13 protein-coding genes are annotated in these 15,667 nt (G+C 65.8%); 9 read left to right on the forward strand and 4 right to left on the reverse strand.

The genetic code is table 11. The features are described from left to right. The first annotated feature begins 309 nt into the window (after positions 1-309). The 3 genes from RT614_RS16660 to RT614_RS16670 all read left to right on the forward strand — a co-directional run bounded on the left by RT614_RS16660 (position 310) and on the right by RT614_RS16670 (position 4,776). Positions 310-1,968 (forward strand): CYTH and CHAD domain-containing protein, encoded by a 1,659-nt coding sequence (locus RT614_RS16660; protein ID WP_313623241.1) that lies wholly within the window; start codon positions 310-312, stop codon positions 1,966-1,968. A gap of 392 nt (positions 1,969-2,360) precedes the next feature. Further along, a complete protein-coding gene (locus RT614_RS16665) occupies positions 2,361-2,534 on the forward strand; it encodes a hypothetical protein (protein WP_313623242.1) in 174 nt (57 codons plus the stop codon). A 46-nt stretch (positions 2,535-2,580) separates the two neighbouring features. Then, positions 2,581-4,776: a phosphocholine-specific phospholipase C gene (locus RT614_RS16670; protein WP_313623243.1), complete on the forward strand. Its 2,196-nt coding sequence runs from the start codon at positions 2,581-2,583 to the stop codon at positions 4,774-4,776. Between the two features lie 190 nt (positions 4,777-4,966). Here RT614_RS16670 and ftsY read toward each other — a convergent pair whose 3' ends face one another. Continuing rightward, the gene (gene ftsY, locus RT614_RS16675) at positions 4,967-6,043 is read right to left on the reverse strand and encodes a signal recognition particle-docking protein FtsY (protein ID WP_313623244.1); all 1,077 of its coding nucleotides are present in this window, start codon (positions 6,041-6,043) and stop codon (positions 4,967-4,969) included. 373 nt (positions 6,044-6,416) lie between these two features. Between ftsY and rsmD the strand changes: the two genes are divergently transcribed. The 4 genes from rsmD (at position 6,417) to RT614_RS16695 (ending at position 9,132) form a co-directional block, all read left to right on the forward strand. After that, a complete protein-coding gene (rsmD, locus tag RT614_RS16680) occupies positions 6,417-6,983 on the forward strand; it encodes a 16S rRNA (guanine(966)-N(2))-methyltransferase RsmD (protein WP_076516703.1) in 567 nt (188 codons plus the stop codon). A 58-nt stretch (positions 6,984-7,041) separates the two neighbouring features. Further along, positions 7,042-7,545: a pantetheine-phosphate adenylyltransferase gene (gene coaD / locus RT614_RS16685; protein WP_056558877.1), complete on the forward strand. Its 504-nt coding sequence runs from the start codon at positions 7,042-7,044 to the stop codon at positions 7,543-7,545. Positions 7,546-7,660: 115 nt separating this feature from the next. After that, complete coding sequence (locus RT614_RS16690) at positions 7,661-7,912, forward strand: YfhL family 4Fe-4S dicluster ferredoxin (RefSeq protein WP_006391351.1); 252 nt, start codon at positions 7,661-7,663, stop codon at positions 7,910-7,912. Continuing rightward, positions 7,909-9,132 carry a benzoate/H(+) symporter BenE family transporter gene (locus tag RT614_RS16695; RefSeq protein WP_313623245.1) on the forward strand — a complete coding sequence of 408 codons (1,224 nt, stop codon included), beginning with the start codon at positions 7,909-7,911 and terminating at the stop codon, positions 9,130-9,132. The genes RT614_RS16690 and RT614_RS16695 overlap by 4 nt, the downstream gene beginning before the upstream one ends. A 26-nt stretch (positions 9,133-9,158) precedes the next feature. Here the strand turns inward: RT614_RS16695 and RT614_RS16700 are convergent, their stop codons facing one another. Both RT614_RS16700 and RT614_RS16705 read right to left on the reverse strand, forming a co-directional pair. Beyond that, entirely contained in the window at positions 9,159-9,545 is a 387-nt protein-coding gene (locus RT614_RS16700; protein ID WP_313623246.1) for an MOSC N-terminal beta barrel domain-containing protein, read from the reverse strand. After that, positions 9,542-12,037: an AsmA family protein gene (locus tag RT614_RS16705; protein ID WP_313623247.1), complete on the reverse strand. Its 2,496-nt coding sequence runs from the start codon at positions 12,035-12,037 to the stop codon at positions 9,542-9,544. Before RT614_RS16705 ends, RT614_RS16700 begins: the two co-directional genes overlap by 4 nt. A gap of 343 nt (positions 12,038-12,380) precedes the next feature. Here RT614_RS16705 and RT614_RS16710 point away from each other — a divergent pair, with 343 nt between their 5' ends. Further along, on the forward strand, positions 12,381-13,979 hold the full coding sequence (locus RT614_RS16710; protein WP_313623248.1) for an MDR family MFS transporter: 1,599 nt from the start codon (positions 12,381-12,383) through the stop codon (positions 13,977-13,979). 3 nt (positions 13,980-13,982) lie between these two features. Beyond that, on the forward strand, positions 13,983-14,426 hold the full coding sequence (locus tag RT614_RS16715; protein ID WP_313623249.1) for a MarR family transcriptional regulator: 444 nt from the start codon (positions 13,983-13,985) through the stop codon (positions 14,424-14,426). Between the two features lie 107 nt (positions 14,427-14,533). Here RT614_RS16715 and ychF read toward each other — a convergent pair whose 3' ends face one another. Next, positions 14,534-15,625 (reverse strand): redox-regulated ATPase YchF, encoded by a 1,092-nt coding sequence (ychF, locus tag RT614_RS16720; protein ID WP_313623250.1) that lies wholly within the window; start codon positions 15,623-15,625, stop codon positions 14,534-14,536. Positions 15,626-15,667 lie beyond the last annotated feature (42 nt).

Consider the following 15,667-nt stretch of genomic DNA (forward strand, 5'->3'; position numbering starts at 1 on the left):
AGTCCGGAGCGAAGGCTCCGGACCGCAATCGTAGCCCCGCGCACCCCAGGCCGCCGACGCGCCGGGCGTCACAAGAACACCAGCCTACGCCAGCCCCCTCGGCAACACGATCGGTATCAGACACCAGGCGAAGCCCTCAGCAATACGGTCGGAGGCAAACACGCCCGAAAGCCGCCCCCCCGACGCTGCCAGCAAGTTGTTATTGCGCCGCAAACACGTCTATGCTCAATGTGAACAAAATATGACCGGTCATCAAATAGCACCCCCCCGTTGATTAACATCTCGGCTTTTGCCGTTGGACGCCGCCTCATGTCGGAACAGGAACTGAAACTGCACGTGCCCACGGCTTCGCGCCAAGCCGTGCTTCGTGAAGTCAAGCAACGCGAGGCCACCCGCATCCGCTTGCATGCCATGTACTTCGACACCCCCGAGCGCGAGCTCGCTCGGGCTCGCATAGCGGTCCGGCTGCGCCAGGAAGGCTCCGACTGGGTGCAAACCCTCAAGATGCCCGGCGCCGACGCCATCTCCCGCATCGAAATGAACCACCCTCGGCCAGGCCCCGTGCTCGACCTGTCCGTCTACGCCGGCACCGAAGTCGAAGCCGCGCTCTCCGCAATCAAAGGCGAACTGGGCCTGCGCTACGAAACCGACGTCCAGCGCCTGCTTCGCAAAGTCCGCACCCGCTACGGCACCGTCGAACTCGCCTACGACACCGGCATCCTGCGCGCGGGCACGCTGGAACTGCCCATCTCCGAACTCGAATTCGAACTCGTATCCGGCCGCCCCGCCGCCATCTTCTCGGTCGCGCGCGGCTGGCAGCAACGCCACGCCCTCATCCTCGACCCGCGCAGCAAATCCGAACGCGGCGATGCGCTGGCCCAGCTCGCGCAACGCCTTGCGCAGGTCGACGCCGACGCCGGCGACGGCCATGAACTCCGCCGTGCGCAGGCCATCGCCGAATTCTGGGCCCCGCGCGGCGCCTCCTCGGTCAAGCTACGCGACGACATGACGCCCTCCCAGGCCATGAGCGTCATCGCCGCCGAATGCCTCGACCACATCTGCCGCAACGCCGCCGTCCTGGCCGAGGTCGACACCGAAGGCGTCTACCGCGCCGGCAACTCCGAACACGTCCATCAACTTCGCGTCGGCGTGCGCCGGCTGCGCTCCGCCTGGAAACTCTTCGACGGCTGGATCGCCCCGGTGCCCGACACCCTGCTGCAAGGCGTGCGCACCCACTTCGCGGCGTTCGGCGCCAACCGCGACCAGGACGTGCTGAATGAAACCGTCGCGCCCGCCCTGCAGCGCGCCGGCATGCCCGTCATCCCCATGGAAGCCGCACCGCCCGAGCAGGACGCCCAGGCCATCGCGGGAGGCCAGTCCTTCCAGGCATGGCAGCTTGAATTGCTGGAGTGGACCCTGGACGTGCCCCCCGTGCAACCCGGCGCCGACAGCCAGGCCATCGCCAACGGCACGCCCAGCGATGCTGCGCCAGAGCCTGCCATCCGGCTGGAAGGCGGCGTGGCGAGCCCCGTCGTGAAGCCCACCATCATTCCCCTGGTCGCGCCCGAGCCCGATCCGCAGCGCCTGCACAAGCTGCTCGCGCGCCGCCTGCACCGCTGGCACGGCAAGGTAGCCGACCAGGGCACGCACTTTGCCTCGCTCGACATCCCTACCCGCCACGAGCTGCGCAAGCGCGGAAAGCGCCTGCGCTACGGCCTGTCCTTCGCCGAATCGCTGCTGCCGGCCAGCAAGCTGCGCGGCTATCGCAAACTGCTGTCCAAGGTCCAGGACGTGCTGGGCGAAATCAACGACCTGGCGACGGCCAAGGACTACTACCAGTCGTGTACGGCCACGCATCCGCAAGCCTGGTTCGCGCTGGGCTGGATCAGCGCGCGGCTGGAAGAACTGGTGGTGGAAGCGCAGGACGCCTTCGACGACCTCGCGGCCAGCAAACCGTTCTGGAAGTGATATAGCGCTTTTACGCGCAAGTCCGCTCGGACCGCAACGCGGCCTTCATGGCCGCGTTTTTTCGCGCGCGGCGAACGCCGCAAAAGAAAGCCACAACAAACGCCGCCCGCCGCGCTCGCGGCCGCGCGCGTTTACCGCAGTCACAAGTCCCTCGTTGAATTCGTTTTCACCTGGACACGCATCTAGCACAGCGTTTCAAAAAAGGGACTCCTGACAGCGAATCGTCAGGCCTCTGTCAATTCTTGGACATCCCGCGTGCCAATACTCGATGGCTGTCGTCCGGACACACGGTTCGGACGCATTCGTGGCCCGCAGCATCCGCCCGACACTCGTCCTGTGCGACGGCGCAACGGCCTCTTGCGGGCCGTCAGCCCACCCACGCACACAGACTCATGGAAACCACTTCCCACTTGCTGGTCCTTGCACGACGCGGCCTTATGGCCTGCTGCGCGCTATCGCTGGTGTTCTCGCTTTCCGCCTGCGGCGGCGACGACGACAAGGATGAACCGGCCCCGCCGCCCACGACACCCGCGCCGCAAACCTGCGGCGTGCATTGCGCGCCATGACCCCGGCAGCCCGGCCCTTCCTCGCAACCCAACGACACACCAGCCAATGACGATCGACGCATCCAAGAGAAAGTTCTTCAAGACCACGCTCGGAACCACGGCGGCCATGAGCGCCCTGTCGATGTTTCCGCCCAGCATCCGCCGCGCCCTGGCGATCGAACCGAGCAACGCCACCGGCACCATCCAGGACGTCAAGCACGTCGTCATGCTGATGCTGGAGAACCGCTCCTTCGACGGCTACTTCGGCACCTTCCCCGGTGTGCGCGGCTTCGGCGACCGCTTCCCGATTCCGCTGGCCAACGGAAAGTCGGTGTTCCATCAGACACGCAGCGACGGCACGCTGGAACTGCCCTACCACCTTGATGCACGGCTGGGCAACGCGCAGCGCGCGGGCAGCACGCCGCACTCCTGGCCCAACTGCCAGGCAGCGTGGGACCACGGCCGCATGAACCAGTGGCCCAGCGCCAAGCAACCGCTGTCGATGGGCTACTACGAAACCGCCGAGATCCCGTTCCATCGCGCGCTGGCAGACGCCTTCACGCTGTGCGACAACTACCACTGCGCCATGCACGCGGGCACGATTCCCAACCGGCTGTTCTTCTGGACCGGCACCAACGGCCCCACCGGCGACAACGTGTCCGTGGTGATGAACGAAATGAACGACGGCGCGGATGTGGGACCGTCCACGGAAGGCTGGACCTGGACCACCTACGCCGATCGCCTGCAGCAGGCGGGCGTGAGCTGGAAGGTCTACCAGAACATCCCGGACAACTTCGGCTGCAACGAGATGATGAGCTTCCGCCACTGGCGCGCCGAGATCGAGAAAATGCCCGCGGACCGCCAGGTCACCAACCAGGGCGGCCCCGCGTACAACCCGGCCATCGACGATCAGTACAGCCCTTACGCCAAGGGCTTTGGCAACACCATGCCGGACGGCGGCTTCCTGCAAAGCCTGCGCGACGACGTCGTGAACGGCACGCTGCCCGAAGTGTCGTGGATCATTCCGCCCGCGGCCTACAGCGAGCATCCCGGCCCGTCCAGCCCGGCGAAGGGCGCGTGGTACATCCAGGCGGCGCTGGACGCGCTGACGCAATCGCCCGAAGTCTGGAGCAAGACCGTGTTCCTCGTCACGTACGACGAGAACGACGGCTTCTTCGACCACATGCCCACTCCCAGCGCGCCGTCGCGCAACGACGACGGCACGCTGGCCGGCAAGTCCACGCTGACGGATGCGGAGATGGCGTACGAGTACTACACCTACCCGCCGGCAACGCCCAAACAGCTGACCGCCGATGGCAAGCCCTATGGCCCGGGCATGCGCGTGCCGATGTGGGTGATCTCGCCATGGAGCCGCGGCGGCTGGGTCAATTCGGAAGTCTTCGACCACACCTCGGCGTTGCGCTTTCTTGAGCAGCGTTTCGGCGTCGTCGAACCCAACATCAGCGCGTTCCGCCGCGCGGTGTGCGGCGATCTGACGTCCACGCTGAATTTCGTTTCGCCCAGCAGCGACCCGCTGCCCACGCTGTCCGGCCGCAGCACGAAGAGCGACGCGGACGGACTGACCACTTGGCAGGAAGCGCAGCCCGCAATCGCGATTCCCGCGCAACAGACCCTGGCCGCGCAGGCGCAAGGCACGCGGCCGTCGCGCGCCCTGCCGTACGAGCTACATGCCAGCGCGCGCGAGGACCAGCGCGAAAACCGCGTGAGGCTGCTGTTCGCCAACGCCAGTTCCCGGCAGACCGCGGCGGTGTTCCATGTGTACGACAAGCTGCACCTGGACCGCATCCCGCGCCGCTTTGTGGTCGAAGCGGGCAAGTCGCTGGAAGACACCTGGGACCTGTCCGCGGACGCCGGCAAATACGACCTTTGGGTGCTGGGACCCAACGGCTTTCATCGCGCCTTTGCGGGAGACCTGATGCAGGCGCCTGGCGCCGTGCCCGAAATCCAGGTGTGCTACGTGCCTTGCGACGATCCGCAGGTGCAGGTCAAGCTGCGTAACAACGGCGGCGCGGCTTGCACGTTTACGGTCAAGGCGATGGCGTACCGCAGCGACGGCCCGTGGACCGTCACCCTCGACCCTGGACAAATCGGCGAGCTGGCCTGGCAAGTTGCAGACAGCGGGCAGTGGTATGACTTCGCCGTGGCCTGCGAGGGTTACGCCGCATTCCAACGCCGCTTTGCGGGCCGGATGGAGACGGGCAAGGACCTGATCAGCGATCCCGCGATGGGGCAGGTCGGATAGGCCTGGGCCGGCGATCGAGCCGCATTTGGTCGCCCGGGCAACCGGCGACCGGATGTGGCTCGATCGGTTACGCGAGCGGCCGCAGGCAAAGGCTCACAGTCGCCTTTCACCGCTGCCAAAACGACTGCGGGACGGCGCTTGCGCACCGTCCCGCGTGGCCTGCCGAGGCAGGCTCCATCGATCGATCGGATCAGTCGGCCAGCAACGCCGCCGCGAACTCGTCCGCCACGAAAGGCTGCAGGTCTTCAAGGCTTTCGCCGACGCCGATCCAGTAAACCGGAATCGGGCGCACGCCCTGGCTGCCCGCGGCCACGGCCGCCAGCGTGCCGCCCTTGGCGGTGCCGTCCAGCTTGGTCACCACCAGGCCGGTCAGGTTGATCGCGGCGTCGAACGCGCGAATCTGCGCCAGCGCGTTCTGCCCCGTGTTGCCGTCCACCACCAGCAGCACTTCATGCGGCGCGGCCGCGTCCGCCTTGCCGATGACGCGGCGGATCTTCTTCAGTTCTTCCATCAGGTGCAGCTGCGTGGGCAGGCGGCCGGCGGTGTCCACCATGACCACGCCCATGCCACGCGCGCGCCCCGCGTTGACGGCGTCAAACGCCACGGCGGCAGGGTCGCCGCCATCCTGCGAAATCACGCTGACGTTGTTGCGGCTGCCCCATTCAACCAGCTGCTCGCGAGCCGCCGCGCGGAACGTGTCGCCCGCGGCCAGCAGCACGCTGGCGCCCTGCCGCTGGAACGTATGCGCCAGCTTGCCGATCGACGTGGTTTTACCGGCGCCGTTCACACCGGCGATCATCACCACCAGCGGTTTCGTGCGCTTCACGTCGAAGGCGCGTTCAAGCGGGCGCAGATGATCGGCCAGCAGTTGGCGCAGGGCCACCTTCACCTTGGCGGGGTCTTCGATGCGTTCCTTCTTGACGCGCGCGCGCAGCGCGGTCAGCAGCTTCTCGGTGGCCTCCAGGCCCGCATCGGCCATAATGAGGGCCGATTCGAGTTCTTCGAACAGGTTCTCGTCGACTTTGACGCCGACGAAGATGCCGCCGATGCTCTGGCCCGTGCGCGACAGGCCCCGTTTCAGGCGCGACAGCCACGATGCCTTCTTGGGCGCATCGGCCGGCGCGGGTGCGGCGGTTTCTGCGGCGACGGGCTCGGGCAGCGGTGCCGGCGGCGTTGGAGCGACGACGGGCGCAGACGCCGGGGCAGGCGCTGGCACTGGCGCGGGCTGCGACGTGCGGACCGGCTCGATGACCGGCGACGGTTGCACAGCAGGTGCAGGCGCAGCGTTAACTGAATCGAACGCGGGCGCGGGCGCCGGGGCGGGTGCTGCAGCGGAAGCCGGAGCGCCTGCATTAGCGGGTGCCGGAGCAGGAGCAGGTGCAGGAGCAGGAGCAGGTGCAAACGCGGGAGCGGGAGCAGGTGCAGATGCAGGTGTCGGCGCAGAAACCGGCGCAGGCGTCGAAGCAGGCACCGGAGCAGCAGCCGGCGCGGCAGGCGCTGCAGGCGTGGCTGGCGCGGGAACGACCGGAGCCGCTGCGGGCTCCGCGGGCGCTATGGTGGCGTCCACAACCTCCGGCGGCGGCGCGGGCTGGGCCGGCGCGGCGGGCGGAGGGGATTTTTTCTTGAAGAAGCGGCTAAACATGGGTAACAAGTATATTCGTATCGTCGGGGGCCAATACAGGCGCACCCCCATCGTCGTGCCCGACGTGGAGACGCTGCGTCCCACGCCCGACCGGGTTCGCGAAACGCTTTTCAACTGGCTTACTCACCTGTGGGGCGGGGAATTCGCCGACAAGCAGGTGTTGGATCTGTTCGCCGGCAGCGGCGCCCTGGGCTTCGAGGCGGCCTCGCGCGGCGTGGCGCACGTGCAGATGGTCGAGCGGGACAAGACCGCCGCGTCCGCGCTGCGGACACTGCGCGACAAGCTCAAAGCCGACATGATACGCATCCATGTCGGCGATGCGATGCAGGTCGCCGAAAGGATGGATGCGTCCCGCTTTGACCTCATCCTGCTGGATCCGCCCTTTGGCCAGGGCTGGCTGCCCCGGCTATGGCCGATTCTTCCGGGCATCCTGACCGATCATGGGCTAGTCTACGTAGAGGCGGAATCCGCCATCGAAGCACCCGAAGGTTTCCAGATTGTGCGGCAGGACAAGGCCGGCGCCGTCCACTTCCATTTGCTGGAATTTGCTGCATTGCGGAAATAGATCAATAATCCGGGCTTCGGAGGATGGTGTACACCACTAATAACGGTACGGAGCTCGCATGATCATCGCTGTTTATCCCGGCACTTTCGACCCGCTGACCAGGGGCCACGAAGACCTGGTTCGCCGTGCAGCCACGCTTTTCGACAAAGTCGTGGTTGGGATCGCCATTAGCCGCAACAAGAAGCCCTTTTTCAGCATCGACGAACGCGTGGATATCGCGCGCGAAGTGCTGGGCCACTATCCCAACGTGGAAGTGCAAAGCTTTGGCGGTCTGTTGAAGGACTTCGTCCGCGAACAGAATGGCCGCGTCATCGTGCGCGGCCTGCGCGCCGTGTCCGACTTCGAATACGAATTCCAGATGGCCGGCATGAACCGCCACCTGCTGCCCGACGTCGAAACCCTGTTCATGACGCCGTCCGATCAGTACCAGTTCATCTCGGGCACCATCGTCCGCGAAATCGCCCAGCTGGGCGGCGACGTCAGCAAGTTCGTGTTCCCGTCCGTCGAACGCTGGCTCCAGGAAAAGGCCAAGGAACGCCGCGAGCAATCCTGGCCGGGCTGAAATACCCGACCGCAGCATCCCCGAAGGGCGCGTAATGCGCCCTTTTCGCGCTTTCCGGCGCGGCCCCTGCCAGCGCTACAATGTCAGCGCCCTTCGCTTTACTCCGCTGCCCATCATGGCCCTGACCATCACCGAAGAATGCATCAATTGCGACGTTTGCGAGCCCCAGTGCCCGAACGACGCAATTTCCATGGGCGAGGACTATTACGTCATCGACCCGGACCGCTGCACGGAATGCGTGGGCCATCACGACGAGCCCCAATGCAAGGTGGTCTGTCCGGTGGAATGCATCGAACTGCATCCGCAATGGAATGAAGGCCAGGAACAGCTGATGGCCAAGTACCGCCGCCTGACCGGTGCCGCATGAGCGACGCCGGACCGCCAAGCATCGACCTCCCCTCTACCCCACCCCACGCCCGACGCGATATTTCCGCGTCTGCGGTCGCGGCCGGGCTGGTTGCCGTTCTGGTCAGCTTTGGCGGCACCGCCGTGCTGATGGTGCAGGCCGGCCACGCCGCCGGCCTGGACGCCGCGCATATCGGCTCGTGGATCGGATCGCTCAGCCTGGTGCTGGGCCTGGGCGGCGCGTTCTACAGCCTGCGCACCGGCCTGCCCGTGGTCATGGCCTGGTCCACGCCCGGCGCGGCGCTGCTGGTCACGGCGTTGGCCGGTGTGCCATTCAATGAAGCCGTCGGCGCCTTCGTGCTGGCCGCCGCGCTGACGCTGGCCTGCGGCCTGTTCGGCTGGATCGATCCCATCCTGCGGCGAATCCCGGGCGAAGTCGCCGCGGCCATGCTGGCCGGCGTGCTGCTCAATTTCGGCATGGGCATCTTCAGCAACATCGGCAAACAGCCCGCGCTGGTGCTGACGATGTGCGCCGCCTACCTGCTGTGCCGCCGCTGGGCGCCGCGCTACGCCGTGCTGGTCGTGATGGGAGTAGCCGTCGCCATGGCCGCCGCGCTGGGGCTGATGCAGGTCGATCAACTGGACTGGCGCCTGACCGAGTTCGTCTGGACGACGCCCGCCTTCAGCGTGCAGGCGGCGGTCAGCCTGGGGATTCCGCTTTTCGTGGTGGCCATGGCGTCGCAGAACCTGCCCGGCCTGGCCATCCTGCAGGCGGCGGGCTATCGTCCTCCGGCGTCGCGCCTGGTGGCCGCCACCGGCTTCCTGGGCCTGTTGGCCGCGCCCTTCGGCGCGCACAGCGTGACCATGGGCGCCATCAGCGCGGCCATCTGCACGGGCCCCGAGGCGCATGTCGATCCCAACAAGCGCTACATCGCCGCCGCCACCTACGGCATCAGTTACGTCGCGCTCAGCATCGTTGCGGGCGCGGTTGCGGTGTTCTTCCAGGCGCTGCCCGCGGCATTGCTGGCCGCCCTGGCGGGCCTGGCGCTCCTGGGCACCATCATGGGCGGCATGGCGGCGGCCATGGCGAATCCGCAGCGGCGCGAAGCCGCGCTCATCACGCTGCTGGCCACCGCGTCGGGTTTCAGTTTCTGGGGTATTGGTTCGGCCTTCTGGGGCCTGGCGGCGGGCCTGCTGGCCCACACCGCCTTTGAATTCAAGCGTGGCCGCGCCGGCGCGTGAAATGCCGGCTCAAGCCCGCCAATAGATCACGCGGGCCAGGCGACCACGGGCGTTTCGGGGTGCACCTTCATGATGCGGCAAGGCACCTGCACGAAATTGGAAATCCAGGCCGCGGCAAGCTCGCCTTCGTCGACCACGTCGATGGTCTGGTCACCCACCTTCATGCTGTAGCGCACGCTGTCGTCGTCTTCGATGACGTCCAGCGGAATGTCCATGCGCAGCATGCCCGGCGCCTTCAGCACCAGATAGCCCAGACGCAATTCAACGGACACGTCGGCAAGCTTCGGGCAAAGCTCGCGGTTCAGCCATTGTCCGGAATCGTTGGCGACAAGCCACTGCCGGTGGTAGCCGGCGGCCTGCGCCTGCGCCGTTACGCCGCATTCGGCGATGGGCTGGAATTGGTCGGCGCTCATTTGCCCAGCAATCCCTTCAAGGCCTTGTCCACGGCGGCGCCGCTCTTGCCCTTGCCTGTCACCGCTTCTTTAAGCTTGTTTTCCAGGCTGCGTTTCAGGATGCCGCCGATGGCGTCCTTCCAGAGCAGCGTATAAGCGGGCTTGTCGAACGGTCCTTTCAGGTGGACGGGAATGGTCACGTCCTTGAAGTCGATCAGTTCCTTGCCTTCGGGATTGGCGGCCGGATTGATGACACGCGCCCGCGCCACCAAATCCAGTTCGCTCTTGACGAAGTCGATCGTGGCCGGATCGCCCTGCGTCACGCGCAGCAGCGGCGACACGAAGTTCAGGCGCTTTACGGTCGCCACGCCTTTGGCGATGGCCAGGTCCGCGTCCAGTTCGGAAAACTCGGTACGCTTGCTGGTATCGGCGGGAACGGTCTCGTCCTGCTTGTCCGGCGCGAACGTGGCCTTCAGGTCGCGCAGCGTCTGCGCAAGGTCGATGCCCTTGACTGCGCCATCGCGCAGACGCAGCTGCACGGTGCCGCCCAGGCCGCTCTTCATGGCATAGGCGTTCGCGCCGCCCGTCTTCAGATCCAGCGCCAGATTGCCCGTGCCGCTGAGCACGTTGCGCTGCGCCAGGTCCACCAGCAGCGGCTCGATCGCAATGTCGGCCAGCGTCATCTTGGTGGCCACCTGGTTGCCCTGCGCGGCATCCACGGACAGCGCGCCCGCCAGCTTGCCGCCGTACAGGCCCGCCGTCAGGCTGGAGATTTCAAGCTTGCCCTTGGCCAGCTTCACCGCAGCCGACACCTCGTCAGCCTTCAGGCCGCGCACGACCAGCTTGCCGACCTTCAGCGTGCCGTTGACGCTGGGACCGACCAGCGCGGACAGGTTGATCGTGTCGTCAGGCGGCGCGGCCGGTGCGGGTTGCGCCGGCTTGCCTTCGTCCTTCTTGCCGTCCGCGGGCGGCTTGGGCGGTGCGGCCACCACCGGCGGCACCAGCTTGTCCAGGTCCAGCGTATCCACGGCCAGCGCAAACTTCATCTGCGGCGATTCGGACAGCTTCGTGATGTCGGCGCTGAGGTCGAACTTGCCGCCTTCCAGCACGGCGTTGATCTTGCTGGTGGCCTGGTCCTTCAGCAGGTCTACGGTCAGGCTGCCGATGACGGGGATCTGCAGGCTGCCCTTGGGCAGGCCGGGGTCGGTGATATTTACATCGCCGCGCAGCGCGGACATCGCGCCGCTACGTTGCAGCAGATTCACGCTGAGCGGCGACGCGAAGTTCAGCTTCACCACGCGTTCGCCATTCTTGGACGTGCTGTCCAGCTTGGCTTCCTTGATGTCGAGTTCGCCGGCGTTGCCGCTGATGCCGTTCATGCCGAAGCTGGCGTCCAGGCCGCTGATGCGGACGCGGCCGGTCAACGCTTCGCCGGTAGCCGACGCCGGCGAGATATTCAATGCCGGCGCGTCCACGGCAAGCTCGAACGGACCATCGGCCACGCCGCCCTTGGCGCGCACGGCGAGCTTTTCGATCTGCAGCTGGCTCTTGTGAGGATCGATGGCCAGCTTGGGAATCGCAACGCTGGCTTCCACGTTGGTGGCGCGCGCGCTGGGCTCGGTCACGTCGCCCTGGAACAGGAGTTCCAGGCCAGCGACGTCAAGCGCCGACTTCTGGCCGTTGAACGCCAGGTTGCCGCGCATCACAAGGCTCTTGGCCTCGGCGCCCGGCAGCTTGCCGTCCATGCGCAGGTCAAGCTTTTGCGCCGCGTAGCGCTTGGCCGAAGGATCCAGCGTCAGCAGCGCCTGGCCGGTGAGGTTGGCGTCCACGCGGGGATAACCGCCCTCGACGCGCGCCGACATCCGGACGTCAAAGGGCTGATTGAACGTAACGCGGCCGGTGTTCGCATTGATGCGCGTCACGGCGACGGCCATCCCGGTCATGGCGTCCTGCATCTGCACCTCGCCATCCTTCAGGTCCAGGCCCGCGATGTCGATCTGCATGTTGTTGCGCGACGGCGGCATGGTGCCGCTGGTGATCGCCTGCGCGGCGGTCTGCGCCGCACCGACCAGGGCCTCGGCGGGATTGCTGGACGATTCGGTGACCGGCTGCGTGCCGCCCACCAGGTTGCTGAAATTGAACTGGCCTTGCTTGTCCCGCATCACGCGGGCCTTCAGGCCGCTGATGGCGACGTGGTCCACCACAAAGCTGTTCGACAGCAGGGGCCACACGGCGACAGCCAGTCGCGTGCTTTCGATGGACGCGAAGGTTTCAGTGCTGTTGGGTTCGGACAGCGACACGCCCTGCACCGACAGGCCGATCCGCGGGAAGAGCGAAAGCTCGATTTCGCCGTCGATCGTCAGCGTGCGCTGATAGCGTTCCTGGACAAGCTCTTCCAGCTTGTACTTGTACGCGTTGGGGTCGAATGTCAGCAAGAAGATGGCCAGGCCGACGACGGCCACGACAACCAACACCACCAGGCCTATCAAAATGCGCTTGAACCACGTTTTCATTGCTGCCCCGTCGGGTACCTCGACTGGTAATCCATGATGCCGCCCACCGCGCGACGCGCGGGGAAGGTGCGTTGCCGGCGGAAGACCGCCTGGCATGGTGAACTGTCTGCCCTTCAGGGCTTGCCTTTTAGGGCGTGTCCTCGCGTCTGCCGAGCCTGCGGCAATGGCGACAAGGGGAGGTACTACCGAGGAAGGCCTGCTGAAGACGCCGGTAACCCAGCGTACAGATACCGCTATCGTAACAAATCGAGCCGCCGAGCGGGACCGCCCAAGCTGACGACTTCCTGTTCGGAGCATTGTAGGACTAGAATAATTGATCGATCAATTATTGATATGTCCAACAATGCCCGCCCCCGCTCCCATCACTCCGCACTCGCCCGGCCAGGTTCTACCCTTCCGGCAGACCCTGCTTGCCATGCTGGGCATGTGCTTCGTCATGATGATGGTCGCCATCGACCAGACGGTGGTCGGCACCGCGCTGCCGACCATTGTGGCGGAACTGCGGGGCTTCGAACTGTATGCATGGGTAGCGACGTCTTACCTGCTGACCTCCGTCATCACCGTGCCCATCTTTGGCCGGCTGGGCGACTACTTCGGTCGCAAGCCCTTCGTCGTCGCGGCAATAGTGCTGTTCACGCTGGCGTCCGTCCTGTGCGGCGCGGCCGACACCATGCTGGAGCTGGTGCTGGCCCGGGCCCTGCAAGGCATCGGTGGCGGCATGCTGGTAGGCACCGCCTTCGCCTGTATCCCGGATCTGTTTCCCGACCCGCACGTCCGGCTGCGCTGGCAGGTCATGCTCAGCTCCGCCTTCGGCATCGCCAATGCCGTGGGCCCCACGCTGGGCGGCGCCCTGACCGAACACTACGGCTGGCGCTCGGTCTTCTACGTCAACCTGCCCATCGGCATCCTGGGCCTCATTTTCGTCACCCGCTACCTGCCCCACCTGCGCAATCAGACCACCGGCAAGGTCCGGCTGGACTGGCAGGGCGCTCTGCTGATCGCCGTGGCGCTGGGCGCCCTGCAATTGCTGGTCGAACTCCTGCCCAAGGATGGCTTCACGCCCCCGCTCCTGCTGCTGGGCGCCGGCAGCATCGCCGCATTCGCCGCCCTGATCTGGTGGGAGCGCCGGTGTCCGCATCCCCTGCTGCCGCTGGACATGTTCCGCAACAAGGGCCTGGCCATGCTCTTCATGCTGGCCCTGCTGGTCGGCGTGACGATGTACTCGCTGCTTTTCTACGCGCCGCTGCTGCTGCAGGGCGGCTTCGGGCTGTCGCCGCAGGAGGCCGGACTGCTCATCACCCCCATGGTCGTCTTCATCACCGTGGGCAGCATCGTCAATGGCCGCATCATCACCCGCATCCGCAACCCGAACCGCATGCTGTACGCCGGCTTCATCCTCATGGCGTTCTCGTGCCTGGGCATCGTCACCACCCACAACTACACGTCGCATGCGCTGATTGCCGCCTACATGCTGATGGCCGGGCTGGGCATGGGATTCATCATGCCCAACCTGACCGTCTTCGCCCAGCAGACCGCCGGACGCAGCCATCTGGGCATCGCCACCGCGCTCCTGCAATCCCTGCGCATGATTGGCGGCATGCTCGGCACCGCGGTTGTCGGCACCATGGTCAGCCACAGCTACTTCAGCGGCGTCGAGTCCACCTTGCGCGGTTCGTCGGCCCAATGGCTGCCCAAGCTGAACGACCCGCAGATGCTGGTCAATCCGGCGGCGCAGACCGAGTTCCTGGCACAATTGGCGCATCAAGGCCAGGATGGAACGTCGCTCATCGAGATCGCGCGCGTCGCGCTGGTGGGCGCCATCCACGAAGGGCAACTCATCGCCCTGGCCGTCGCCGTCTTCGCCCTGTGGTGCGTGCGGCGCGTGCCCCTGGTGAAACTTGTCCGGCCCAGCAAGCCGGAACCCGCCGGCGTCGGAGAGTAGCTTTTGCCCAAACAACAACAAGGCCTGCAAGTCATCCAGCACATGGGCCAGACGTACCGCGTCATGCAGAGCGCCTTCAGCAGCAAGGTCGGCCACGCGCTGCCGCGCTGGCGGATTCTGCTGGCGTTGCATGAAAACGGGCAGTGCTCGCAGAAGCACCTGGCCGAGCGCTGCCGGTTGGATCCCGCGTCACTTACGCGTCAGCTGCAGGCCATGCAGAAGCTGGGCTGGATTTCGCGCGCGGTGGATGCGGACGACAACCGGCTGACGAACGCCACGTTGACGGCCACCGGCCAGGCCGTGGTGAACGAAGCGCTACCCAGGCGTGCCCAGTTTTTCGACGAGTCGCTCAGGGGATTGTCTGGCGCGGATATCGATACGCTGAATCGAGTGCTCAGCGTGCTCGAAGCCAATTTCGTGCGGGCGGCGGGGGAACGCGGCGGCTAGCCGGCCCCCGCTGCTGGAATCGAAATAAAAAACCCTCCGCCATACGGGGAGGGTTTCAGTCAGGCTGACGAACCGCCTTGCGGCGGCGTGCCTGCGAAGTCGCGGGATCAGACGTTGAACAGGAAGTTCATCACATCGCCGTCCTGCACGATGTATTCCTTGCCTTCGGCGCGCATCTTGCCTGCTTCCTTGGCGCCCTGCTCGCCCTTGTACGCGATGTAGTCTTCGTACGAGATCGTCTGCGCGCGGATGAAGCCGCGTTCGAAGTCGGTGTGGATGACGCCGGCGGCCTGGGGCGCGGTGGCGCCGATCGGCACGGTCCAGGCGCGCACTTCCTTGACGCCTGCGGTGAAGTACGTTTGCAGGCCTAGCAGCTTGAAGGCGGCGCGGATCAGGCGGTTCAGGCCCGGCTCTTCCATGCCCATGTCCTTCAGGAACGCCTCGCGGTCGGCGTCGTCGAGGTCGACGATTTCGGATTCGATGGCGGCGCAGATGGCCACGACGGGCGCATTGCGGGCGGCTGCGAATTCGGTCAGGCGGTCGAGCAGCGGGTTGTTCGTGAAGCCGTCGTCGGCGACGTTGCCGACGTACATCGCGCGCTTGGCCGTGATGAAGCACAGCTGGGCGATGTCGGCGTTTTCTTCGGTGGACAGGTCCATCGCGCGGATGGGCTTGGCCTGGTTGAGCTGGGCGATGCACTTTTCCAGCACGGCGACGATGCGCTGCGCTTCCTTGTCGCCGGAACGCGCGGTCTTCTGATGGCGCTGCAGGGCCTTTTCGGCGGTTTGCAGGTCGGCCAGGGCCAGTTCGGTTTCGATGACTTCGATGTCGGCGATGGGATCGACCTTGCCGGCCACATGGATCACGTTGGGATCTTCGAAGCAGCGCACGACGTTGACGATGGCGTCGGTTTCGCGGATGTGCGACAGGAACTGGTTGCCCAGGCCTTCGCCCTTGCTTGCGCCGGCGACCAGGCCCGCGATGTCGACGAATTCGACGGTGGCGGACAGGATGCGCTCGGGCTTGACGATTTCAGCCAGCTTCTGCAGGCGCGGATCCGGCACTTCGACCACACCGACGTTGGGCTCGATGGTGCAGAACGGATAGTTCTCGGCGGCGATGCCGGCGCGGGTCAGAGCGTTGAAGAGTGTCGATTTGCCAACGTTGGGCAGGCCGACGATGCCGCATTGCAGAGCCATGGGAATCCTGTGTAAGTACGGTATTGAGCGTTAACGTTGTAG

The sequence above is a fragment of the Achromobacter sp. genome, from assembly GCF_032102605.1.
In the GTDB taxonomy this organism is placed as follows: Bacteria; Pseudomonadota; Gammaproteobacteria; order Burkholderiales; family Burkholderiaceae_B; genus Achromobacter.

What these genes read in the sequence shown, in the direction of transcription:
- rsmD (WP_076516703.1), top strand. Translation starts at nt 6,417, where the DNA reads ATGGGTAACAAGTATATTCGTATCGTCGGGGGCCAATACAGGCGCACC.
- RT614_RS16700 (WP_313623246.1), bottom strand. Translation starts at nt 9,545, where the DNA reads ATGAGCGCCGACCAATTCCAGCCCATCGCCGAATGCGGCGTAACGGCG.
- RT614_RS16690 (WP_006391351.1), top strand. Translation starts at nt 7,661, where the DNA reads ATGGCCCTGACCATCACCGAAGAATGCATCAATTGCGACGTTTGCGAG.
- RT614_RS16710 (WP_313623248.1), top strand. Translation starts at nt 12,381, where the DNA reads ATGCCCGCCCCCGCTCCCATCACTCCGCACTCGCCCGGCCAGGTTCTA.
- coaD (WP_056558877.1), top strand. Translation starts at nt 7,042, where the DNA reads ATGATCATCGCTGTTTATCCCGGCACTTTCGACCCGCTGACCAGGGGC.
- RT614_RS16705 (WP_313623247.1), bottom strand. Translation starts at nt 12,037, where the DNA reads ATGAAAACGTGGTTCAAGCGCATTTTGATAGGCCTGGTGGTGTTGGTT.
- RT614_RS16695 (WP_313623245.1), top strand. Translation starts at nt 7,909, where the DNA reads ATGAGCGACGCCGGACCGCCAAGCATCGACCTCCCCTCTACCCCACCC.
- RT614_RS16670 (WP_313623243.1), top strand. Translation starts at nt 2,581, where the DNA reads ATGACGATCGACGCATCCAAGAGAAAGTTCTTCAAGACCACGCTCGGA.
- ychF (WP_313623250.1), bottom strand. Translation starts at nt 15,625, where the DNA reads ATGGCTCTGCAATGCGGCATCGTCGGCCTGCCCAACGTTGGCAAATCG.
- RT614_RS16660 (WP_313623241.1), top strand. Translation starts at nt 310, where the DNA reads ATGTCGGAACAGGAACTGAAACTGCACGTGCCCACGGCTTCGCGCCAA.
- RT614_RS16665 (WP_313623242.1), top strand. Translation starts at nt 2,361, where the DNA reads ATGGAAACCACTTCCCACTTGCTGGTCCTTGCACGACGCGGCCTTATG.